Source organism: Serinicoccus chungangensis (genome assembly GCF_006337125.1).
Lineage (GTDB): Bacteria > Actinomycetota > Actinomycetes > Actinomycetales > Dermatophilaceae > Ornithinicoccus > Ornithinicoccus chungangensis.
The window spans coordinates 3404831-3425760 of the sequence record NZ_CP040887.1; the positions used below are offsets into that span (position 1 = coordinate 3404831).

Here is a 20930-nt window from a genome sequence, read left to right on the forward strand (position 1 = left end):
ATGCTCCTTCGCCGGCTCAGCGGGCGGAGCTGCTGTAGGGCAGCAGCGCCATCTCGCGGGCGTTCTTGACGGCGTTGGCGATGCGACGCTGCTCCTGGACGGAGACACCGGTCACCCGACGGGCACGGATCTTGCCCCGGTCGGAGATGAACTTGCGCAGCAGCGCGGTGTCCTTGTAGTCGATCGACTCGATCTTCGCGGACTTGAGCGGGTTCGCCTTCTTCTTCGGCTTACGCATGACGGGCTTGGCCATCGTGGTGCTCTCCCCTTTCGTGAGAGCCCGAGCTCATCGCTCGGGATGGTGGTGATGGAACGGTGTGGTGCTGTGGTGGGGCGGTCGGTTCAGAAGGGCGGCTCGTCGTAGGACGGCGCGCCGCCCCATCCCGAGCCCCCGCCGGAGCCGCCGGAGCCCCCACCGGGAGTGGTGCTGGCCCCGCCGGTGGCCCAGGGGTCGTTGGCCGGAGCCGACTGGCCACCGGACTGCTGACCGCCGGACTGGCCGGACTGGCCGCCCTGCTGGCCACCGGAGCTGCCGCCCCAGCCGCCCTGCTGGCCGCCGGACTGGCCACCCTGGCCGCCCTGCCAGCCACCTCCGCCGCCACCCTGGCCGCGCTGGGCCTTGGTGACCTGGGCGGTGGCATACCGCATGGACGGACCGACCTCGTCGACCTGCATCTCCATGACGGTGCGGTTCTCACCCTCCTGGGTCTGCCAGGAGCGGGAGACCAGCCGGCCGGTGGCGATGACGCGGTCACCGCGGTGCAGCGACTCCGAGACGTGCTCGGCGGCCTCGCGCCAGACCGAGCAGCGCATGAACAGCGTCTCGCCGTCCTTGAACTCGTTGGTCTGCCGGTCGAACTGCCGCGGCGTCGAGGCCACGGTGAAGTTCGCGACGGCCGCACCGCTGGGGGTGAAGCGCAGCTCGGGGTCGGCGGTCAGGTTGCCGACGACGGTGATCGGAGTCTCTCCGGCCATGTCAGGTGCTCCTTCGCGGGTCGTGCGGTCGGGCGGGGCGGGGGGTGCGGCGCGAGGCTCAGGCGTCGCGGCGCAGCAGCTTGGTCCTCAGGACGGACTCGTTGAGCCCGAGCTGACGGTCCAGCTCCTTGGCCGTCGCGGGCTCCGCGGTCAGGTTGACCACCGCGTAGATCCCTTCGGCCTGCTTCTTGATCTCGTAGGCCAGGCGGCGCCGGCCCATGACGTCGATCTCGTCGACCGAGCCACCGTCCTTGGGGACGACGGCGAGCATCTTCTCCAGCGTGGGCTGGAGGGTGCGCTCGTCGGTCTCGGGGTCGAGGATGATCATGAGTTCGTACTGACGCATGGTGAGGACCCACCTCCTTCGGTCTGTAGCGGTCACGGTCTCTCCGTGACAGGAGGGCTTCACACGTCTCACCGCTTCCCCGCCAGCATGCCATCGTCGCGGCACGCCCGCAGGAACTGTCCACAGGCCCCGGGGTCCCGGAGCCGCGGACGGCGGTGAACCCGACCACGATACCGGCCGCGGCGGACCCACGCCTAATCCCGCCCACCGCCTCATGATGTTCTCACCTGCGCCGCGACATACTGGCCACGACCGACCCGAAGGAGAGGCATGAAGATCGCCATCGCCGGCACCGGATACGTGGGGCTCTCCCTCGCCGTGGTCCTGGCCCAGCACCACCGCGTGTCCGCGCTGGACATCGACCCGGCCAAGGTCGCGCTCATCAACGAGCGCCGCAGCCCGATCCAGGACCCGGAGATCAGCGCCTACCTCGCGACGCGGGAGCTGGACCTGCACGCCACCACCGACGCGCAGGAGGCCTACGCCGACGCCGACTGGGTGGTGGTCGCGACCCCGACGGACTACGACACCGAGACCAACTTCTTCGACACCCGCAGCGTGGAGTCCGTCGTCGCCGACGTGCGCGCCACCAACCCCGACGCCGCGATCGTCATCAAGTCCACGATCCCGGTCGGCTACACCGAGCAGCTGCGGGCCGAGCACCCGGGCGCGACCATCATCTTCAGCCCGGAGTTCCTGCGGGAGGGCCGCGCCCTGCACGACAACCTGCACCCCTCCCGGATCATCGTCGGCGACACCGGTGAGCGCGGCCAGGAGTTCGCCGACCTGCTCCTGGAGGGCGCGCTGGACACCGACGTGCCGGTGCTGCTCACCCACTCCACCGAGGCCGAGGCCATCAAGCTCTTCGCCAACACCTACCTCGCCATGCGGGTGGCCTACTTCAACGAGCTGGACACGTATGCCGTGACCCGGGGCCTCGACACGCGCCAGATCATCGAGGGCGTGGGTCTGGACCCCCGCATCGGCGCCCACTACAACAACCCCAGCTTCGGCTACGGCGGCTACTGCCTGCCCAAGGACACCCGCCAGCTGCTGGCCAACTACGGCACCGTCCCGCAGACCCTCATCACCGCGGTGGTCGACGCCAACACCACCCGGATGGACTTCATCGCGGCCGACATCCTGGACCGGCACCCGCGCCGGGTCGGCATCTACCGCCTCATCATGAAGTCCGGGTCCGACAACTTCCGCGCCTCCAGCGTGCAGGGCGTCATGTCCCGGCTGCAGGCCCGCGGGGTGGAGATCGTCATCTACGAGCCGTCCTACGACCGCGACACCTTCCAGGGGTGCCGCGTCGTGCGCGACCTCGGCGCGTTCGCGGAGATGGCCGACATCGTCATCGCCAACCGTCTCGACGAGCACAGCGAGACCTTCGGCGACACGCTCTACACCCGCGACCTCTACGGTCGGGACTGACCGCTCGACGCGGGTCCTCCCACCGGCGTTTGGCACGATGGGGCCCATGTCGCGCCCGGACCCCTCCGCCTCCCCGGCGCGCGGTCGACGGCGCGACATCGAGGGGCTGCGGGCGCTCGCCGTCCTCGCGGTCCTGCTCTACCACCTGCGGGTCCCGGGTCTCGGCGGAGGCTTCGCCGGGGTCGACGTCTTCTTCGTCATCTCCGGCTTCCTCATCACCGGCATCCTGCTGAGGGAGATCGACCGGACCGGCCGGTTGTCCCTGGGCGGCTTCTGGGCCCGGCGCGTCCGGCGGCTGCTCCCGGCGGCCCTGGTGGTCGTCGCGGCGACCTTCGCCGCCGGCTGGGTCGTGCTGCCGACGAGCAGCCGACCGGACCTGGTCGCCGACGTGCTCGGCTCGACGCTCTACGTCGTCAACTGGGTCCTCGCCGCCCGCTCGGTCGACTACCTCGCCGAGGGCGCGGGGGTGTCGCCGCTGCAGCACTACTGGTCGCTCGCGGTGGAGGAGCAGTTCTACCTGCTGTGGCCCCTGCTCGTCCTCCTCGGCCTGGCGCTCGCCGCCCGCACGGGCGCGTCCCCGCGCCGTCTCCTGGCCGCCCTCCTGGGCCTGGTCACCGCCCTCTCCCTGGGGTGGTCGGTGGTCGCCACGGCGCAGTCGCCGCAGACGGCATACCTCATCACCCCCACGCGCCTGTGGGAGCTGGGCGCCGGTGGCCTCCTGGCCTTCACGGTGCCCGCGCTGCGCCACCTGCCGGCCCGGGCGGCTCAGGTCGCCGCGGCGACCGGGCTCGCCCTGGTCCTCGTCACCGTCCTCGTCGTCGGTCCGGGCACCCCCTGGCCGGGGACGGCCGCCCTGCTGCCGGTGGTCGGCAGCGTCCTGCTCCTCGCCGCCGGGACCTCCGGCACCACCACGCTCGTGGGCCGGGCGCTGTCGCTACCGCCCCTGGTGTGGGTCGGCGGGCTGTCCTACGGCATCTACCTCGTCCACTGGCCGCTGCTGGTCCTGGTGGAGGAGCAGCGCGGCCCGCTGGGACCGGCCGGGCTGACCCTGATCGGCCTGCTCACCGTGCTGCTCGCCTGGCTGCTGCGCCTGCTCGTCGAGGACCCGGTGCGTTTCAGCCGCCGCCTCAGCGCGCGCCCGGCACGCTCGCTGCTCGCCGCCGGCACCGCCATGGCCCTGGTGACCGGGGTCGCCGGCGTCGCGTGGGCCGCCCGACCGACCCTCGGTAGCACCACGGCACCGGGTCCCGCCGCGCTCGTGGCCGACCCCTCGGCCGACGTCTGGGAGCCGGTGGCGCTGCCCCGGCGGGCCTACGACCGGGTCGGCCCGGTCCAGCCCGACCCGGCCCTGGCCCGGCAGGACGTGCCCGGCTACTACGCCGACGGCTGCCAGCTGCAGCAGGGGGTGGCGGCGCCGGACCCGTCGTGCGTCTACGGCGACACCGGGTCGGGCACGCGCGTCGCCCTGTGGGGCGACTCCAAGCTCGGGCAGTACGCCTCCGCGCTGGAGGCGATCGCGCAGGCCGAGTCCTGGCGCCTCGAGCTCTACCTCAAGAGCGCCTGCTCGCCCACCGTCGCCGGGGCGACCGAGCCGGAGTGCGACGCCTTCGGCCAGGAGGTCGTGCGCCAGCTGCTGGCCGACCCGCCGCACCTCGTGCTCATCGGCTCCGGCGGCTTCGAGGAGGCGGAGCGTGAGGGCATGGTTGAGGGCGCGCGCGCCCTCACCGACGCCGGGATCGACGTCGTCGTCGTCGACGACAACGCCCACCCGGACCACCAGGCCTACGAGTGCGCGGCCGAGCACCCCGAGGACCTGCTGGCCTGCGAGCGCCCGCCCCGGGGCACCTACGGCCGGCCGCACCTGCGGGCCGTGCACGAGGCCACCGGGGCCCCGGTCGTCGACCTCAACCCGTGGATCTGCCCGGAGGAGAGCACCTGTCCGGCCGCCCTGGGGGGCCAGCTGGTCTACCGGCAGGGCAGCCACCTCACCGACACCTACGCCCGCTCCCTCACCCCGTTCCTCTACCGCGAGCTCAGCACCCTGGGCCTGACCGAGGCGGCACCGGGAGACATCGCGCTGGACGACGTGCCGCCGCGCCCCTCCGGGGGAGCCCGGTGACCGCCGGCACCGCCCAGCGGGCCGGGGTCGCCTCCCCCGCGTCGGGCACCAGCCGGCTGCGCGGGGACATCGAAGGGCTGCGCGCGATCGCGGTCCTCATGGTGCTGGCCTTCCACGTGGGCCTGCCCGGGTCCGGCGGCGGCTTCGCCGGCGTCGACGTCTTCTTCGTCATCTCGGGCTACCTCATCACCAGCCAGCTGGTGCGCGAGGCCAGGCGGGACGGGCGCATCTCGCTGCCCCGGTTCTACGCCCGCCGCGCGCGCCGGCTGCTGCCGGCGGCGTCGCTGGTGCTGGTGGTCACGACGCTGGCCGGGTGGCTGCTCCTGCCGCGCGGCCGGCACGCCGACCTCGGCACCGAGGTCCTCGCGGCCACAGGGTATGTCGTCAACTGGCTCCTCGCGTGGCGCGAGGTGGACTACCTCGCCGAGGACCAGAACCCCTCCCTGGTGCAGCACTACTGGTCGCTGTCCGTGGAGGAGCAGTTCTACGTCGTGTGGCCGCTGCTCATCATCGTCGTGCTGTGGCTGGTCCGACGGCACGGGCTGCGGCTCCTGCCGCTGCTGACCCTGGCGCTGACCGTCGTGGTGCTCGCCAGCTTCGCGTGGTCCGTGGTCCGGACCGCGGCCTCGCCGGGCGAGGCCTACTTCGCCACCACCACCCGGGTCTGGCAGCTGGGGGTCGGCGCGCTGCTCGTCCTCCTCACCCCGCTGGAGCGGCTGCCGCAGGCCGCCCGCACGCTGCTGGCCGCCGGCGGGGTCGTCGGCATCGCCCTCACCCTCGTCACGGTGGACACCGGGACCCCGTGGCCGGGCACCGCAGCCGCGCTGCCCACCCTCGCGACGGCGGCCGTCATCGCGGCCGGCCTCCACCCCGGGGGCTCACCGGTCGCGCGGCTGCTCGGGGTCGCGCCGCTGCGCCTCGTGGGTGGTTTGTCCTACGGCCTCTACCTCTGGCACTGGCCGCTGCTGCAGCTGCTCGCCGAGCGGGTGCCGGGGGCCGGGATGCCGCTGCGCCTGGGCGTGGCCCTGCTGGCGGTCCTCCTGGCCTGGCTCACGCTGCACCTCGTCGAGAACCCGCTGCGCTACTCCCCGGTGCTCACCCGGTCGCCCCGGCCCGCGCTCCTGGCCGGGGCCGCGGCGATGGCCACCTCGGCCGCCCTGGCGGCCGCGCTCGTGGCGAGCGCGCCCTCCCTCGAGGAGCCGGACGCGGCCGCGGCGCGGGCGTCCGTGGGCGCCCTCGCCCTGGTCGACCCGGACAGCCGCGGCACCGCGCAGCTGGGGCTGGTCGACGACCCGGGAGCCGTGACCGGCCAGGTCGACCAGCCCGTCCCCGACCCGGCCGTGGCCGACGAGGACATCTCGCTCGCCTACCGCGCGGGCTGCCAGGTGAGCACGAGCGGCACCGGGCTGCCCAGCGCTCAGGACTGCACCTTCGGCGACCCCGACGGGGACCTGCAGGTGGCCGTCGTCGGCGACTCGAAGATGGAGCAGTGGAGCTCGGCGCTGCACGCCATCGGGCTGAAGGAGGGCTGGCGGGTGCGGTTCTACACGAAGTCGGCGTGCGGCTTCGTCGCGGAGGGCCGGTCGCCGGAGTGCCACGACTACAACCGGATGCTCTCGCAGCACCTGGGCGAGGCCGGGAACGCCCCCGACCTCGTCCTCACGTCGGTGGGGCAGGGCTACCCCGCAGAGCTCGCCGGCTCGATGGTCGACCTGCTGCAGCCGGCCACCGACCGGGGCGCCCGGGTCGTCCTGGTCGCCGACACCCCGCTGCCCGAACCGCGCGGGGTGGCCGAGGGGGTCAGCAGCTTCGAGTGCCTGGACCAGCACCGCGAGGACATCACCCCGTGCTGGAGCCCGGCCGCCCCGGCGTCCGGGACCCGCCTGCTCACCGAGGTGGCCGGGCGGCTCGACGCCCCGCTGGTGGAGCTGCTGCCCTGGGTCTGTCCCGCGCCCGAGCGGCTCGACGGGTGCGCGCCCGTCGTCGGTGGCGTCGTCGTCAACCGTCAGGGCAGCCACCTGACCGCGACCTACGTGCGCTCGCTCACCCCCGTGCTCCACCACGAGCTCACCCGGCTCGGGATCACGACGACCCCGCCGGAGGAGATCAGCTGGGAGCTGCCGCAGGACCCGGCGCCGGGGCGCTGAGCGGGCTCATCCGCACTGCGCGCAGGGCGCGACCCGCGGCGCCCACGCCCCGGGGTCGGCCGAGCGGGAGACGTGCCCCTCGGGGTAGAGCTCGGGCATCGGGTGCTCGCCGTGCAGGATGCCCGGGGGTCGACCGGCCACGAGGTCGAGCTCGAGGCGGCTGGCGGCCGCCTCCCACCCGAGACCCATCCGCTCGTCGTGGTCGGCGCGGAACGGCTGTCGACCACCCGGGGTCCGGGTGAGCTCGCCCAGCACCGCCCCGCGCTCGGTGCCGTAGAGATCCACCCGGATGAAGGGCAGCCCGGTGGCGAGGGAGAGGTGCCGGGCCATCTCGACCATCTCCGGCAGGTTCGGCGGCACGGGGACGGCGGAGTCGTCCTCGCGCCCGATCATGACGGCGCCCAGCTCCGCCCCCTCCGCGTCGACGTAGCGGTACCCCATGGACCGCAGGTGACCGTGCCGGGAGACGCGCCGGAGCATGACGTGCTGCACCTCCCCGTAGCTGACGTTGATCTTCACGTCGTCCGGGATCGGGCCGCCCCCGGGCTGACGGAGCACCTCCTCGGCGAAGAAGGGTCCGCTGATCCGCTGCTGCGCCGCGCGGGAGGTGAAGTGCTCCCGCACCTCGTCCGCGCTCAGCGAGAGCACCCCGTCGAGGGTCTGGTAGCCGCCTCCGGCGACCCGCCGCAACGGCAGCACCCCGTGGCTGCCCGCGCCCCCGTCGGACTTGACGACCACCTCGTCGGGAAGGGCGTCCAGGTCGATGCCGGCCGGGTCCTCCCACACCCCGAGGATGCGGGGGGTGGGGATGCCGTGGCTGGCGGCGAGGCGGTAGTTGCGCAGCTTGAACGGCACCTGGCGCAACGGGTGGCGGCGCCCGGGGTCGAGCTCGCGCAGCCCGACGGTCACCCGTCGCAGGGTCACGAGGTGCTGGGTGAAGCTGGAGCGCAGGGCGAGCTCGGCCGGGTCCACCAGGGTCGCCGCCCGCTCCCGCTCGGCCGCCAGCGCCGTCTCCAGCGCCTCGCGCTCGGCCTCCAGCGTGCGGATGCGCTGGTTGCGCCGGCGCAGCTCGGCGTCCCGCTTCTCCAGCGGCGCGATGCGTCGGAGGACCTCACGGCGCAGGTTCATGACGTCTCCTCGGGGGTCGTGGTCGTCGTGGCCGTCGTGTGCCGGGGGGTCGCCCGCCACAGCCAGCCCGGCGGCGGGGTGCCCCAGAGCCGCCGCGCGAGCGCAGCCGCGGTGGTGCCGGCCCGGCCGTCCGGGCCGGGCTCGGCGGGTCCGGGCGGGGCGTCGTCGCCGGTGCCCGGTCGGCGGTCAGGGTCAGGCCGCCCTGGTGGAGGCGCACGCCCCGGACCGCGGGCGGTGCCCCGGCCAGCAGCGGCCCGGGGGTCCACGCCGGCCCCGGCGGGTCCGGCACGTGGCCCGCGAGCCAGCCCCGCAGCTCGGTCCCGGCGAGCCCGGTGTGCTCCACGACGAGCGCGTCCGCACGGGTGCCGTCACCGGCGCTGCGCAGCGGGACCCGGACGGGGGAGACCTCGGGCGCCTCCCGGGCACCCGGCTCCTGGGTCCGGGACGGGGCTCCCGACAGGTGCGGTCGCAGACGGTCCACGAAGCCGGCGTGGCCGTAGCGCTCGCGCACGAGGGCCGCGGTGCGCTCCACCCGCTCGCGGTAGGCGTCCGGGTCCGCGGTGTAGCGCGCCACGAGGGCCTGCGCCTCCCCCGGTGCCGCGTAGTCGAGGAGGTCGCCGAAGGTGGGCCGGTGCTTGGGGTGGGCGATGACGAGGACACCGCTGGCGGCCGCCTCGAGCAGGGTCCGGCCGAAGGCCTCGTGGGCGTCCGGGTTGTCGAGGTAGACGTAGAAGTCCAGACCCGCGAGGAAGGGCCGGACGTCCTCGGTGGTGGCGGGCAGGACCGTCCAGCCGTCCGGCTCCTCCCCCGGGTCCTCGGCGGCGGCGCGCAACGACGCGACGGTCTGCTCGCCGCCCAGGACGCGCACCTCGTGGCCGGGACCGAAGGCATACCCTCGCCGCAGCTCCTCCCACGTCGGGGGGAACTTGATCCGGTCGTCGCGGGAGTGCCGCCCGACCACGACCGTCCCGGACGCGCCGGGGGGCCGGTCGGTGGGCCGCACCGCCCAGGCGTCGGCGTCGATGAGCCCGGGGTTGTCCCACGAGGTCAACGACACCTCCGGGTCCTGCTCGCGCAGGACGCGGCGGATGGTCGGGCTCTGCGGGACCCAGGTGACCGGCGCCCCCGAAGAGCGCGCCCGCCCGCTCGGTGACGTCGGTCACGACGTACCGCTGGTCGCTGCCGTCGGGCTCCAGCGGGCCCTGGTTGGCCACGACGAGCAGGTGACGCACGCGCGCGGCGCGGGCGAGCACCGGGGGGTACTGCAGGATCGGCGGGTAGCGCACCAGGAGCACGTCGATGTCGACGTCGTCGTCGGGCAGCACCCAGGCGACCTCGCCGGAGCGCACCATCTTGGTGAACGGGGCGGCCAGCGGCTGGTCCTGCGCCGACATGAAGCGCAGCGCCTCCAGGTGCATGACGCCGACCCGCAGTCCCGCCTCGCGAGCCGCCCGGATCTCCTCCACCATCGAGCGCTGCGGCCCGCCGAACTTGCGCCAGTCGCCGGCCACGACGAGGTCGAGCTCGCGCGGCCGGGCGTCGAGCAGGGGGTGGGGGGGCCGGGCCCAGCGCAGCGGCTCCGGGACGCGGCGCGGCGCCTCGGGGTCGAGGTATGCCGTGTCCTCACCGGCGCGGACGGCGTCGTGCCAGGGGGTGTAGAGCGCCTTGTAGAGCTGGCGCGCGGGGTGCCGGTAGCCGTTCGCGAACTCCTCCGAGGACAGCGTGGCGGTCCCGCCGCGCAGGATGGTCGTGGTCTCCTCGACGTCCCGCACCACCGGCCCGTAGGCGGCCTCCAGACGACGGGTGAACTCGGTGTCGGCGCCCTTGCGGGTGGGGTCGAAGAAGCCGATGCGGTTCATGACCGGGAGGCGCCGGAAGAGCACGGTCGCGGCCGAGGCGAAGCGGGGCAGGTAGCCGGGCCGGGTGAGCACGAGGTCGGGGGTGACCCGCACGCCCTGCGCCCGGGTCGCGAGCAGACCGGGGTCGGCCAGCAGCGGCCCCAGGCAGACCTCAAGGGTCTGCGGGTGCCACCAGTCGTCGGAGTCGACGACGACGACGTAGTCGCCGCGGGCCAGACGCAGGGCGGTGTTGCGGGCGCGGTAGGTGCCGCCGTTGACCGCCTTGCGGACCACCCGGACCCGGGGGTCCAGGCGCTCCACCTCGGCCAGCAGGCCGGCGGTCTCCTCGTCCCCGGAGGCGTCGTCCACGACGAACAGCTCCAGGTCGCCCCAGGTCTGCGCGAGCACCGAGCGGACCGCCGTGAGCAGCGGGGGGCCGGGCCGGTAGCTGCTCATGAGGACGGTCACCAGACCGTTCCCGGCGACCGGGTCGGCGGCCCGGGTGCGCAGGGTGTCGAGGTCCGGCGCGGCACCGGCCCCGGGTGGAAGGAAGGGGGCGAGCCGGCCGCTGCCGAGGGCGGCGGAGAAGGCCGCCGCCCACCGCTCGCCCTCTCCGCCGCCCGGGGTCGAGCCGGGGGTGCAGGGCGTCGGCCCGCACCGAGGAGGTGACGCCGGGACGCACGCGGCGGTCGGAGGCCAGGTCGACGGCGCCGCGGGGGTCGCCGCCCAGGACCCGCAGCTGGGCCAGCATCTCGACGTGCTCCCGGCGCAGCACCGCGGCGTGGGGGGAGGCCACGAGCTGCTCGAGCAGCCCGCGCGCGACGGCGATGTCCTGCGGGTCAGCGGTCTGGACGGCGAGCACGCGCGCGTGGTCGGCCACGCGAGCGGGTCGGCGTCGTCGGGGACCCCGGCCCCGGCACCGCGCTCCGCCCAGCCGGCCAGGTCGGCGGGGACGTGCCCGGGCCAGGCCGCCTCGGCCAGGACCTCCCGGCTGTGCACCGACCGGGTCCAGCAGCCGTCGCGACCAGCGCCCTCGACCGGCGGCCGGCGATGCGCGCGTGGTCGGCCGCCACCCCCCTCGTGGTGGCCACGCGGGTCGTGCTCACCGCGGGTCGTGGTCGGCCTGAGCGCCCGCCCGGGCCAGCGCGTCGTCCAGCGCCGCCTGCATCCGGTCCAGCCGGCCGGTGTACTGCGCCTGGAGCAGCTGCACGGCCCCCAGGAGGTCGGACTCCGAGGGCCCGGCCGCCACCGTGGGCGGGGCCGGTGCCCTGCTGGCCCGGATCTCGTCGCGCAGGTAGGTCCGCAGGCTCCGGACGCGCCGCCACGAGTCCAGCGCGACCGCGAGGACGGCCACCCCGAGGAGCCCTCCGGCGAGCGCCGCGAGCACCGGGCTGTCGACCGCCACGCCGAGGACGAGCACCCCCGCGAGGACGAGCCCGAGGGCGGTGCCGACGACGGGGACGAGGCGGACGGGCACGCGACGGACCTTCCTGCACGGGGTGGGGTGTCGGGGTTCCGGCACCGGGCCAGACGGTGTTCACTGTACCCCGGGGCCGGGCGCCCCGGCCCGGCACGACGCACCCGAGAGCCCACGAGGGAGACCTGTCCACCCCATGAGCACCGATCCGGTCCCGTCGTGGCTCGCCTGGCAGCTCGGGCACGGTCCCGCCGGGGACGACCCGGCCGCGCTCTTCCACCTGGCGTTGCGGCACCGCTCGCCGGACGCCCTCGAGGTGCTCGCCGAGCGGGCCACCGCGGGAGGGCACACGGCCTCGACCCTGCTCGCCGCGGTCCTCGCCGACGGGGTGCCGACGGTAGGCCTGCGCGGCACCCCGCAGCGGCGGGCGCTCGCGGGGGTCGCCTTCGTGTGGGCGGGTCTGCTGCGCTCCCAGGAGGAGCTGCGGGCCGCCGCCCTCGTCGTGGAGACGCTGTGGCGCGCCGACGGCCTGTCGTGGGTCTCCGCGCAGCTGCGCATGACCGCGCTGCAGACGCTCTACCTCGCGGGTCACCACGCGCAGCTGCAGCAGCTGCTGCCGGACGTCGAGGGGCTGCACCCCGATGCCGACCTCTATCTCCGGGTGGACCTGGCGAACCCCCACGGCGCGAGCACCGTGGCCCTGCCGGAGGCCGGCTGGGAGCGGCTGCTGGGCACCCGCTTCGCCGAGCGGGGGCTCGCCGTGCCGCGGCTGCGCGCGGTCGGTCGTGACGACGCGGTCGACGTCGGCGGGCCGCCCAGCCCCTTCGACCGCCTCGCGGCGCCGGGGCCGGTGCCGGGGGCGGCCACCGCCGGGGAGCTCGTCACCGTCATCATGCCCAGCTGGCGCCCGGACACCGGGCTGCTGACCGCGGTGCGCTCCATCACCGAGCAGACCTACCCCGAGCTGGAGATCGTCGTCGTCGACGACTGCTCGGGGCCCGACTACGCGGACGTCTACGCGCGGGCGGCAGCGCTCGACCCCCGGGTCCGGGTCCTGACGATGGAGCACAACGGGGGCTCCTACCTCGGCAGGGCCGCGGCGATCGAGGCCTCGCGGGGCAGCCTCATCACCTTCCAGGACGCCGACGACTGGTCCCACCCGAGCCGCATCGAGCACCAGGTGCAGGCCCTGGCCGACGCCGGGCCGCAGGCCCCGATGAGCCGCAGCCTCGCGGTCCGGGCCAAGGACGACCTGACCCACCAGTGGCTGGGCTACCGCGCGGTGCGCGAGAACGCCTCCTCGCTGCTGCTGCGCCGCAGCATCCTGGAGCGCACCGGCGGCTTCCTGCCGGTGCGCAAGGGAGCGGACTCCGAGTTCGCCGAGCGGGTGGCCCGGGTGGAGGGTCAGATCGTCGACGTCGAGCTGCCCCTGGCGGTGACCCGGCTGCGGGCCGGCTCGCTCTCCCGCGGCGACTTCACCTTCTCCTGGGCCGCACCCGAGCGCCGCGCCTTCCGCTCCAGCTTCATGGCCTGGCACCGTCGGCTCAGCAGGTGGCGGCGCGAGGAGGGCGCGGTCACGGTCGACGACGCCACCCTGGCCGCGCTGCCCTTCCCCGTCCCCCGGGGCTGGACCCGCGGGCTCCCCGTCGGTGCGCTCGTCCCGGACCGGCTGGCCACGGCCTACCTCGGGTCGTTCTCGGCACCCCCGACCAGCCGCGCGAGCGCCTGGCTGCAAGGGCGGCTGCGGACCGACCCGCCCGGGCAGCGGGTCGGCCTGTGGCACCAGGAGGGGCACGCCGCGGCAGGGGTGCGCCGCGCCGAGCTGGACCGGGGCCTCGACGACGCCCTGCTGGACGGCCGGGCCTGGCTGCTGGCCCGGACCGACGACATCGCCGTGGACCGGCTCGTCGTCCTCGACCTCTCGGTCCTGGCCCTCCTGGCCGGTCAGGGGATGCGCGTGCAGGCTGGCGCGGTCGAGGTCTGGCTCAGCACCGAGAGCGTGCGCCCCGGGCCCTCGGGCCTCCCCGAGGACCTCCTGGGTGCCTCCGACCTGCTGCGGTCCTGGTGGGGTGTCCGGCCCCGGTGGGTCGTCGCCCCGTGGCTGGACGAGGCCGAGGCGGCCGCGCTGCACCGGGCGCTGCCGGGGGTGGACCTCCGCGCCCCCGAGGACGCGCCCGATCACCGGCACGCCTCGCCCGACCCCGTCCCCGCCGGGCGGTCCGGCGCCCTGGACGTGGCCCCGGGACCGACGTCGGGGGTCCGCGGTGCCTCCTGACCCCGCGGCCGACGGACCGCGCGAGCAGCCGGTGACCGTGCTCCTGGTGGGTCGTGACCCGGACGCCCGCGCCGCCGGGCTGGCCCGCGACCTCGGGGTCCTGCTCCCCTCGGTCACCGTCCTGCAGACCGGTCCCGGTGAGCCGACCGTCCCCGGCGGGACGGTCCTGCAGGCCGGGCACGGACGACCCCGCTGGCAGCGCGCCCCGCTGCGGGTGGCCGGCCGGCTGCTGCCGGCCGCCACGGAGGCCTCGCTGGCCGTGCGCCTGGACCCGCGGTTCGCCCCGGCCGTGCGCTCGGCGGGCCTCGTCCTCGTCCTGGGGCCCGGGGCGGAGACGGTCGGCGCCAGGGCGCGGGAGCTCTCGCCGACCGCCCGTGTCGTGACCGGGCCACGACCGGTGCGGGAGACGGCCGCGCAGCTGGCGCTGGGGTGGCTCCCCGCCGGGCCCCCGAGACGCCGCGCGAGCCTGCCCCAGGACGAGCTCGACGCCCTGTGCGCGGCCGGGCGCCTGCTCCAGGACGCCCGCCGACGCCCGAGGTGCGCGACCGGGCCCGGCAGGTGCCCTGGACGACGCTCGACGAGGAGCAGCGGCAGGTCCTGCTCGGGTCCGTGACGCCGCTGCTCGGTGCGCACGACGTCGTCCTCCGCGCCTGGTCGGCGCTCGCGCGCGGCGACCGCGACGCCCGGGCCGTCGAGGCCGCCGAGGCCGGGACGGACCTGCTCGCCGCCGCCGACGGCCTGCTGGACACCGAGCCCGGCACCGCCGCGCGCTGGGCGGCCCTCGCGCTGCGCCTGCTCGCTGCCCGAGGGGGCACGGCGTCCCGCGACCTGCTGCGCGGCAGCCGGACGGGCAGGGCGCTCACCGACCCCGTCCCCGCCGTGACGGGTGCGGCGGCCGCCGACCCCTCGACCGCGACGGACGAGGCGGGCCCCCCGGCGGAGAGCCAGCACCACCGGGTGCTCGTGCTGCCGAAGGAGGGCTCCGGCCCGGCCCTGCGGGCGACCCTGCGGGCCTCCCCGGTGGTGGACGTCACCCTGCTCGGCGGTGGCGACGGCGCCGTCCCCTCCCCGCTGCGCGGCGACGGGGTCCCCGACGCCCTCGTGGAGGCACGGCTGCGGGCCGGCCTCGGCGTGCCGGGTGCGGCCTACCCCTCGTTCACCGCGGCGGTGCGGGACGGGCAGCCCGACGTCGTCCTCGTCGACGGCGCCGACCAGCGCGCCGTCCTGGCCTCGCTGGTCTCCCCGGCCGACGCCCGCCTCCTCGTCCTGCTGCGCCCGGAGGACCGGTGCGCCCCGTGGCTGCCGCTGCTCGACACCGGAGCGGTGGAGCGTCTGCTCGTCGAGGACGACGCGTCCCACGACCGGGTCCGCGACCTCGCACCGGGGGTGGACGTCGAGGTGGTGCCCGGGCTCGGGTCGCTGCGCGGGGAGGCGCCGGCCGACGACGCCGCCGCGACCCTGCGCGAGGCCGTCCTGGGCGACATCGGGCGGCTCGCGGACCGGACCCGGGCCGGCGAGCACGAGCGCGCGATGGCCCTCGTCCACGAGCTGCTCGAGCGCCCGGACGACGCGGTCGGGACGGCGGTGCTGCAGCAGGCCGCCCTCACCGCGACCCGGGCCGGGGAGCCCACCGCCCGGCTGGCCGTCCTGCGCCGCTGGGCCGCGACCGACGACCGTCCGCTGGTGGCGAGGCTGGTCCGCGAGCAGGAGGGCCGGCTGCGCGAGTTCGACCCCGACTGGTGGCCCGGCGACCTCGCTCCCCGGCCGGTCGACCCGGTCCCCGGCCGGGTGCTGCACGTGCTCAAGGCCTCCCTGCCGCAGCGCACCAGCGGGTATGCCGTGCGCTCGTTCTACCTCCTGCGCGAGCGGCGACGCGCCGGCGAGGACGTGCTGGCCGCGACCGCCCTCGACTTCCCGGGCGAGCCCGCCCCACCGGTGCAGGACGTGGGCGGCGTCCCCCACCTGCGCCTCACCCGTACGGACGGGCCGGACCGTGAGGCTCCGGACGAGCACCTCGACGCCTTCGCCCGACGCCTGCTCGACGTCGTCACCGAGCACCGGCCCGCCGTCCTGCACGCGCACTCCGGGCACCGCGGCTACGAGCTCGCGCTGGTGGCCCTCGCCGTCGGCCGCGCCACCGGCATACCGGTCGTCTACGAGGTCCGCGGCCTCTTCGAGGCGGTCTGGACCTCGGACGTCGAGCGGGCGACCCGCAGCGAGCTCTACCGGCTGCGGCGCGAGCTGGAGACCCGGGTCCTCACCGAGGCCGACGCGGTGGTGACCCTCAGCGAGTCCATGCGTGAGGACATCGTGCGACGCCCCCCGACCCGGGCCGGCCGGACGCCGGACCCGGCGCGGGTGGTGGTCGTCCCCAACGGGGTGGACGCGGAGACGATCGGACCCCGCGCCCCCCGGGCGGACCTGCGCGAGCGGCTCGGGCTGGGCGAGGGTCTGGTCGTCGGCTACGTGAGCAACCTGGACCACCCGCGCGAGGGCCAGGAGACGCTGGTCGAGGCGGTGGCCGTGCTGCGCGGGCGCGGCCTGCCCGTGAGCGCGCTGCTCGTCGGCGGTGGCGAGCGCCAGGAGACCCTGGAGCGGCTGGCCGCCGAGCGGGGCGTCGGCGACCACGTCGTCCTCACCGGGCAGGTCCCGCACGAGGAGGTGGGTGACTACTACGCCCTCCTTGACGTCTTCGTCGTGCCCCGGATCGACGAGCGGGCGGCGCGGTTGGTGACCCCGCTCAAGCCCTACGAGGCCATGTCGATGGGGCTGCCGCTCGTCGTCTCGGCGCTCCCCGCCCTGCTGGAGATCGTCGGTGGGGGCGAGCGCGGCGCGACCTTCCCCCCGGGGGACGCCGAGGCGCTCGCCGACGTGCTCGCCGACCTGCTGCACGACCCCGCCCGCCGCACGGCCATGGCGCTGGCCGCACGGGCCTGGGTGCGCGAGCACCGCACCTGGTCCGCGATCGCGGCCCGCTACGACGAGGTCTACGCGATCGCCGCCGCAGGGGCTCGGCCGCCCTCAGCGGGGCGCGTCGGCGAGCCGGCCCATGGCGTCGACGAAGACGCGTGAGTGCACGGACCAGTCCAGGTCGCGGGCGGCGAGGGCGTGCCCCTGGCGGCCGAGGGCCGCGGCGGCCGCCGGGTCCTCGACCCAGCCGAGCAGGGTCTGCACGGTCTGCTCCACGTCGTGGAAGGGCACGACGACGCCCGCGGCGCTGCGCTCGACGAGGTCGACGGCCCGCGGCAGCGGCGTCGTGACGACCGGGACGGCGTGGGCGATGTACTCGACCACCTTGGTGGGCATGCTGGGCCGGAAGTTGGCGACGTCGTGCAGCAGCGACAGCCCGGCGAGCGCCCCGTCCAGGCGACCCAAGGCCTCCCGCGCCGGCAGGAACCCCGTCCACTCCAGGTGGCCCTGCTCCTGGGCCGCCTCGAGCTGCGCGGTGACGGCGGCGCCGTGCGCCGGGCCGACGACCTGCAGCACCGCCCGACCGCCGGTGCGGCGGTGCAGCTGCTCGCCCACGGCGACGAGCTCGGCGACACCGCGCTCGCGGGCCAGGCTGCCGAGGTAGACGACGCGCAGGCGCCCCCGCTCGTCCGGGGTCCCGGCCGGGGGCGGGTCGGCCGGCACCGGGGTGGTGTTGGGGACGACGAGGTGCTCCTGGGCGAACCGGTCGGCATACTCCTCGTCGGCCAGGATGAGGACCATGCGCCGCTCGGCGCTGCGCTCGAGCGCGGAGGCGACCGACGACAGGGGTCCGCGCAGCCGGTCGGGCACCCACGAGCGCAGGGCCACGACGGCCCTCGTGTCCTCGTGCACGTCCCACACCGTCACCGGCAGCGAGACGCCCAGGGTGGCCGGGACCAGCTCGGGGTCGTGCAGCAGCACCACGTCGTGGCGCGGGCCCAGCTCGCGGAGCACCCGTCGGGCGTCCCGCTGGGCGGCGAGCCGGCGGCGTCCGGTGGACCGGGTGACGTCGACCGTCGTGAGCCTCGTCACGTCCGTGGGGCGGTCGACCCCGTGACCGCTGAACGGCGCGGCGAAGGTCACCTCCCAGCCGGCGGCCAGCAGGCTGGCGACCTGGCGGTGCCGGATGCGCGCGTCGTCCGGGTGGTGGACGACGGTGACGACGAGGATCCGGCGTGCCCTCACCAGTTCCCCTCCGGCTCCCACCTGCGCAGCAGCTCACGGGCCGCCTCCGGGCCCTGCTCGGTCATGACCCGCTCGATCTCCTCGTAGCGTTCCTTCCACACCTGGCGGTGCCGGCCGTACTTGCGGCCGTAGAGACCGTTGACGACCGAGGGGCGCCCGTCCCCCAGCAGCCGGCCGTCGTCCATCCACAGCACCCGCGTGCACAGCTGGTTGATCCGCTTGCGGCTGTGGGCCACGATGAAGACCGTCCCGGCCTGCTCGCGGATCTGCTCGATGCGTTCCGTGGCCCGCGCCCGGAAGTGCTCGTCACCCGTGGCCAGCGCCTCGTCCACGATGAGGATGTCGGGGACCACGGCGGTGGAGATCGCGAACCGCAGCCGGGCCGCCATCCCGCTGGAGTAGCTGCTCATCGGCAGGTCGATGAAGTCGCCGATGTCGGCGAACTCCACGATGTCGTCCATCCGCCGGCGCACCTGCGCCGGCGTGAGGCCGAGGGCCTGCGCCCCGATCCAGATGTTGTCGCGACCGCTGAGCTTCTTCTGCAGCACCGCGTTGACGCCGAGCAGGGCGGCCCGGCCCCCCAGCCAGATGGTCCCGCTGCTCGGCGGCACCAGCCCCGCGACCGAGCGCAGCAGCGTCGACTTGCCCGACCCGTTGCGGCCGATGATGCCGATCGACTCCCCGCGGTAGGCGACGAAGGACACGTCCTTGACCGCGTGCACCTCCTGCACCCCCAGGCCCGCCTGGCCGCCCCGGCTGAGCAGGCGGCGCACGGCCCCCTCCTCGTCGGTCTCCTCCGGGCGCTTGGGGCTGCCGTAGATGCGGTAGCGGATGTCGACGTGCGACACGATGACCGAGGGGATCCGCTCGCCCCCCGTGGCGGGCGTCGCGCCCCCGCCCGCGCCGGTGTCCTCAGGCTCGGCCATACGTCCCCTCCCCCCGCCAGAAGACGACGAAGCCGCTGACGAAGAGCACGACCGCCCATCCGGCCGCGACGGCCCACGTCTGCCAGCGCAGCTCGAAGCCCTGCAGCAGGGTCTCCCGGACCAGCGTGAGGCTCACCGCCACGGGTTGGTACTCCAGCAGCAGGCCCACCCACCGGGGCGCGTCGTCGATGGTGGCGAAGCGCACCTGGATGGAGAAGAACACCCCGGAGACGTAGCGCAGCAGCCGGGTGATGAGGGGCACGATGTTGGCGAGGTCCCGGACGGCGTGCACGGCGCGGGAGATGAGCATGGAGATGCCCAGGCCCATGACCACCACGATGAGCAGCGCGACCGGGAAGAGCAGCCACTCCCAGGTGACCGGCTCCTTGGTGATGAGCGCGATGAGGACGAGCACGAGGAAGGCCGGGATGTTGTTGACGAACTCGGAGATGACCTTGACCACGGGCAGCAGCACCCGGGGGAAGGCGAGCGAGCGCATCATCCCGACGTTGCCCAGGAGCGAGCGGGCCCCGGAGGTCAGCGTCGCCGAGATGAAGGAGAAGGTGAACAGGCCGACGGTGAGGAAGGCGACGTAGTTGTCGACGTCGCGGTCCAGGCCGAGCAGGACGCCGAAGATGAGGTAGTAGGCCACCCCGAGCAGGATCGGGTTGATGACCGACCAGAGGATGCCGAGGTAGTTGTCGCGGTGCTGGCTGACGACCTCGCCCTTGGCGAGCGACCACATGAGGTGCCGGTAGCGCCAGATCTCCCGGACGTAGGTCCCGAGCGAGGGGCGCACGGCGACCTGGGTCATGCCGTGGCGGCGCGCCAGCTCCGCGGCCTCGGCCTGCGGCAGGGCCGCGGGCTGGTGGTGCGGCTCGGGCCCGAGGTCGGAGCTCACAGCCGGACGACCTTCTCCCCTCCGGTGGCGGCCCCGCGGGTGTCGAAGAAGGCCCGGGAGGCGTCGGCCAGCGCGTCCACGTCGTAACCCCGGTGGTTCTGCACCAGGATCGTCAGGTCGGCCCCACCCGCGGCCGCGGCGGCGTCCTCGACCCGCTCCGCCTCGGGCACCGCGTGCCACTCCCGCACGTGCGGGTCGTGGAAGAGCACCCGCGCGCCCTTGGCGGCCAGCTGGCGCGCCAGCGGGACCGCGGGGCTCTCCCGCTGGTCGGCGATGTCGGGCTTGTAGGTCACGCCGAGCAGCAGCACGGTCGAGCCGTTGAGCGCCCTGCCCTCGGTGTTGAGGATGTCCTGGGCGCGGGAGACGACGTAGGCCGGCATCCCGGCGTTGATCTCCTGCGCCAGCTCCACGAACCGGAACGGGTAGCCCAGCCGGGCCCGCACGTTGTGCGACAGGTAGTTCGGGTCGATCGGGATGCAGTGCCCGCCCACCCCGGGGCCGGGGTAGAACGCCTGGAACCCGAACGGCTTGGAGCTCGCCGCGTCGATGACGTCCCACAGGTCGATGCCCAGCTGGTGGCAGAACCGGGTCATCTCGTTGACCAGGGCGATGTTGATGTGCCGGTAGGTGTTCTCCAGCAGCTTGGCGGTCTCCGCCTCCCGGGTGCCCTTGGTCCGCACCACGGTGTCCACGAAGGTGCCGTAGAACGCGGCGGCCGCGTCGCTGCACGCCGGGGTGTGCCCGCCCACCACCTTCGGGGTGTTCTTGGCGCCGAAGCTCGTGTTGCCCGGGTCGATGCGCTCCGGGGAGAAGGCCAGGTGGAAGTCCTGACCGGCGACCAGGCCGCCCGCCTCGAGCGCGGGCCGCACCACCTCGTCGGTCGTGCCCGGGTAGGTCGTCGACTCCAGCACCACGAGCATCCCGGGGCGCAGGTTGCGGGCCACCGCCGCGACCGCCGACTCCACCGCCCGCAGGTCCGGGCCGCCGTCCGCCGACAGCGGCGTCGGCACGCAGATCACCGCGGTCCGGGCCTCCGCGATGCGCGACTCGTCCGTCGTGGCCTCGAAGCCCCCCTGCCTCATCTGCGCGATGTCCGCGTCGTCGAGGTCGTCCACGTGCGAGCGGCCCGCGTTGAGGTCGTCCACCACGCCCTGGTGGATGTCCAGACCCAGGACCGTCATCCCGGCCCGGGTCGCCTCCTGCGCGAGGGGGAGGCCCACATAGCCCAGCCCGATGATGACAGCGTCGACAGCCACGGTGGCCAGT

The 20930-nt window shown here is 75.1% G+C and carries 16 protein-coding genes and 1 pseudogene; 6 read left to right on the forward strand and 11 right to left on the reverse strand.

Translation table 11 applies throughout. The features are described 5' to 3' along the window. Positions 1 to 16: 16 nt before the first annotated feature. The 3 genes from rpsR to rpsF all read right to left on the reverse strand — a co-directional run bounded on the left by rpsR (position 17) and on the right by rpsF (position 1321). Complete coding sequence (gene rpsR / locus FHD63_RS15620) at positions 17 to 253, reverse strand: 30S ribosomal protein S18 (protein ID WP_010147233.1); 237 nt, start codon at positions 251 to 253, stop codon at positions 17 to 19. Positions 254 to 342: 89 nt separating this feature from the next. Continuing rightward, entirely contained in the window at positions 343 to 975 is a 633-nt protein-coding gene (locus FHD63_RS15625) for a single-stranded DNA-binding protein (protein WP_139722852.1), read from the reverse strand. A gap of 58 nt (positions 976 to 1033) precedes the next feature. After that, positions 1034 to 1321: a 30S ribosomal protein S6 gene (gene rpsF, locus FHD63_RS15630; RefSeq protein WP_130011812.1), complete on the reverse strand. Its 288-nt coding sequence runs from the start codon at positions 1319 to 1321 to the stop codon at positions 1034 to 1036. A gap of 270 nt (positions 1322 to 1591) precedes the next feature. Between rpsF and FHD63_RS15635 the strand changes: the two genes are divergently transcribed. Genes FHD63_RS15635 through FHD63_RS15645 form a run of 3 tightly spaced genes read left to right on the forward strand, consistent with a single transcriptional unit; the run spans position 1592 to position 7024 of the window. Next, complete coding sequence (locus FHD63_RS15635) at positions 1592 to 2758, forward strand: nucleotide sugar dehydrogenase (protein ID WP_139722853.1); 1167 nt, start codon at positions 1592 to 1594, stop codon at positions 2756 to 2758. A 46-nt stretch (positions 2759 to 2804) separates the two neighbouring features. Then, positions 2805 to 4877 carry an acyltransferase family protein gene (locus FHD63_RS15640; RefSeq protein ID WP_158296818.1) on the forward strand — a complete coding sequence of 691 codons (2073 nt, stop codon included), beginning with the start codon at positions 2805 to 2807 and terminating at the stop codon, positions 4875 to 4877. Beyond that, entirely contained in the window at positions 4874 to 7024 is a 2151-nt protein-coding gene (locus tag FHD63_RS15645; protein ID WP_139722855.1) for an acyltransferase family protein, read from the forward strand. The genes FHD63_RS15640 and FHD63_RS15645 overlap by 4 nt, the downstream gene beginning before the upstream one ends. A gap of 6 nt (positions 7025 to 7030) precedes the next feature. Here FHD63_RS15645 and FHD63_RS15650 read toward each other — a convergent pair whose 3' ends face one another. The 4 genes and pseudogenes from FHD63_RS15650 to FHD63_RS15660 all read right to left on the reverse strand — a co-directional run bounded on the left by FHD63_RS15650 (position 7031) and on the right by FHD63_RS15660 (position 11467). Continuing rightward, positions 7031 to 8152, reverse strand: a complete 1122-nt coding sequence (locus FHD63_RS15650) for an ATP-grasp fold amidoligase family protein (RefSeq protein ID WP_139722856.1) — start codon at positions 8150 to 8152, stop codon at positions 7031 to 7033. Continuing rightward, positions 8136 to 9209: a glycosyltransferase gene (locus tag FHD63_RS16780; protein ID WP_158296819.1), complete on the reverse strand. Its 1074-nt coding sequence runs from the start codon at positions 9207 to 9209 to the stop codon at positions 8136 to 8138. Before FHD63_RS16780 ends, FHD63_RS15650 begins: the two co-directional genes overlap by 17 nt. 970 nt (positions 9210 to 10179) lie before the next feature. Beyond that, positions 10180 to 10446 (reverse strand): annotated as a pseudogene (locus FHD63_RS17075) (glycosyltransferase); the annotation flags it as partial. Between the two features lie 646 nt (positions 10447 to 11092). After that, positions 11093 to 11467, reverse strand: coding sequence for a hypothetical protein (locus FHD63_RS15660; protein WP_139722858.1), 375 nt, complete (start codon positions 11465 to 11467; stop codon positions 11093 to 11095). Between the two features lie 136 nt (positions 11468 to 11603). Between FHD63_RS15660 and FHD63_RS15665 the strand changes: the two genes are divergently transcribed. From FHD63_RS15665 to FHD63_RS15675, 3 genes are read left to right on the forward strand one after another with little or no spacing between them, the layout of a single operon-like run. Then, positions 11604 to 13682 (forward strand): glycosyltransferase family 2 protein, encoded by a 2079-nt coding sequence (locus tag FHD63_RS15665; protein WP_139722859.1) that lies wholly within the window; start codon positions 11604 to 11606, stop codon positions 13680 to 13682. Then, a complete protein-coding gene (locus tag FHD63_RS15670) occupies positions 13672 to 14295 on the forward strand; it encodes a hypothetical protein (RefSeq protein ID WP_139722860.1) in 624 nt (207 codons plus the stop codon). The genes FHD63_RS15665 and FHD63_RS15670 overlap by 11 nt, the downstream gene beginning before the upstream one ends. Next, entirely contained in the window at positions 14220 to 16754 is a 2535-nt protein-coding gene (locus FHD63_RS15675; RefSeq protein ID WP_139722861.1) for a glycosyltransferase family 4 protein, read from the forward strand. Before FHD63_RS15670 ends, FHD63_RS15675 begins: the two co-directional genes overlap by 76 nt. Here the strand turns inward: FHD63_RS15675 and FHD63_RS15680 are convergent. Genes FHD63_RS15680 through FHD63_RS15695 form a run of 4 tightly spaced genes read right to left on the reverse strand, consistent with a single transcriptional unit; the run spans position 16704 to position 20920 of the window. Next, positions 16704 to 17837, reverse strand: coding sequence for a glycosyltransferase (locus FHD63_RS15680; protein ID WP_139722862.1), 1134 nt, complete (start codon positions 17835 to 17837; stop codon positions 16704 to 16706). The genes FHD63_RS15675 and FHD63_RS15680 overlap by 51 nt on opposite strands. Next, positions 17834 to 18763, reverse strand: coding sequence for an ABC transporter ATP-binding protein (locus tag FHD63_RS15685; protein ID WP_139722863.1), 930 nt, complete (start codon positions 18761 to 18763; stop codon positions 17834 to 17836). Before FHD63_RS15685 ends, FHD63_RS15680 begins: the two co-directional genes overlap by 4 nt. Beyond that, on the reverse strand, positions 18750 to 19664 hold the full coding sequence (locus FHD63_RS15690; protein WP_139722864.1) for an ABC transporter permease: 915 nt from the start codon (positions 19662 to 19664) through the stop codon (positions 18750 to 18752). The genes FHD63_RS15685 and FHD63_RS15690 overlap by 14 nt, the downstream gene beginning before the upstream one ends. Beyond that, positions 19661 to 20920 carry a nucleotide sugar dehydrogenase gene (locus FHD63_RS15695; protein WP_139722865.1) on the reverse strand — a complete coding sequence of 420 codons (1260 nt, stop codon included), beginning with the start codon at positions 20918 to 20920 and terminating at the stop codon, positions 19661 to 19663. The genes FHD63_RS15690 and FHD63_RS15695 overlap by 4 nt, the downstream gene beginning before the upstream one ends. Positions 20921 to 20930 lie beyond the last annotated feature (10 nt).

What these genes read in the sequence shown, in the direction of transcription:
- rpsR (WP_010147233.1), bottom strand. Translation starts at nt 253, where the DNA reads ATGGCCAAGCCCGTCATGCGTAAGCCGAAGAAGAAGGCGAACCCGCTC.
- FHD63_RS15625 (WP_139722852.1), bottom strand. Translation starts at nt 975, where the DNA reads ATGGCCGGAGAGACTCCGATCACCGTCGTCGGCAACCTGACCGCCGAC.
- rpsF (WP_130011812.1), bottom strand. Translation starts at nt 1,321, where the DNA reads ATGCGTCAGTACGAACTCATGATCATCCTCGACCCCGAGACCGACGAG.
- FHD63_RS15635 (WP_139722853.1), top strand. Translation starts at nt 1,592, where the DNA reads ATGAAGATCGCCATCGCCGGCACCGGATACGTGGGGCTCTCCCTCGCC.
- FHD63_RS15640 (WP_158296818.1), top strand. Translation starts at nt 2,805, where the DNA reads ATGTCGCGCCCGGACCCCTCCGCCTCCCCGGCGCGCGGTCGACGGCGC.
- FHD63_RS15650 (WP_139722856.1), bottom strand. Translation starts at nt 8,152, where the DNA reads ATGAACCTGCGCCGTGAGGTCCTCCGACGCATCGCGCCGCTGGAGAAG.
- FHD63_RS15665 (WP_139722859.1), top strand. Translation starts at nt 11,604, where the DNA reads ATGAGCACCGATCCGGTCCCGTCGTGGCTCGCCTGGCAGCTCGGGCAC.
- FHD63_RS15685 (WP_139722863.1), bottom strand. Translation starts at nt 18,763, where the DNA reads ATGGCCGAGCCTGAGGACACCGGCGCGGGCGGGGGCGCGACGCCCGCC.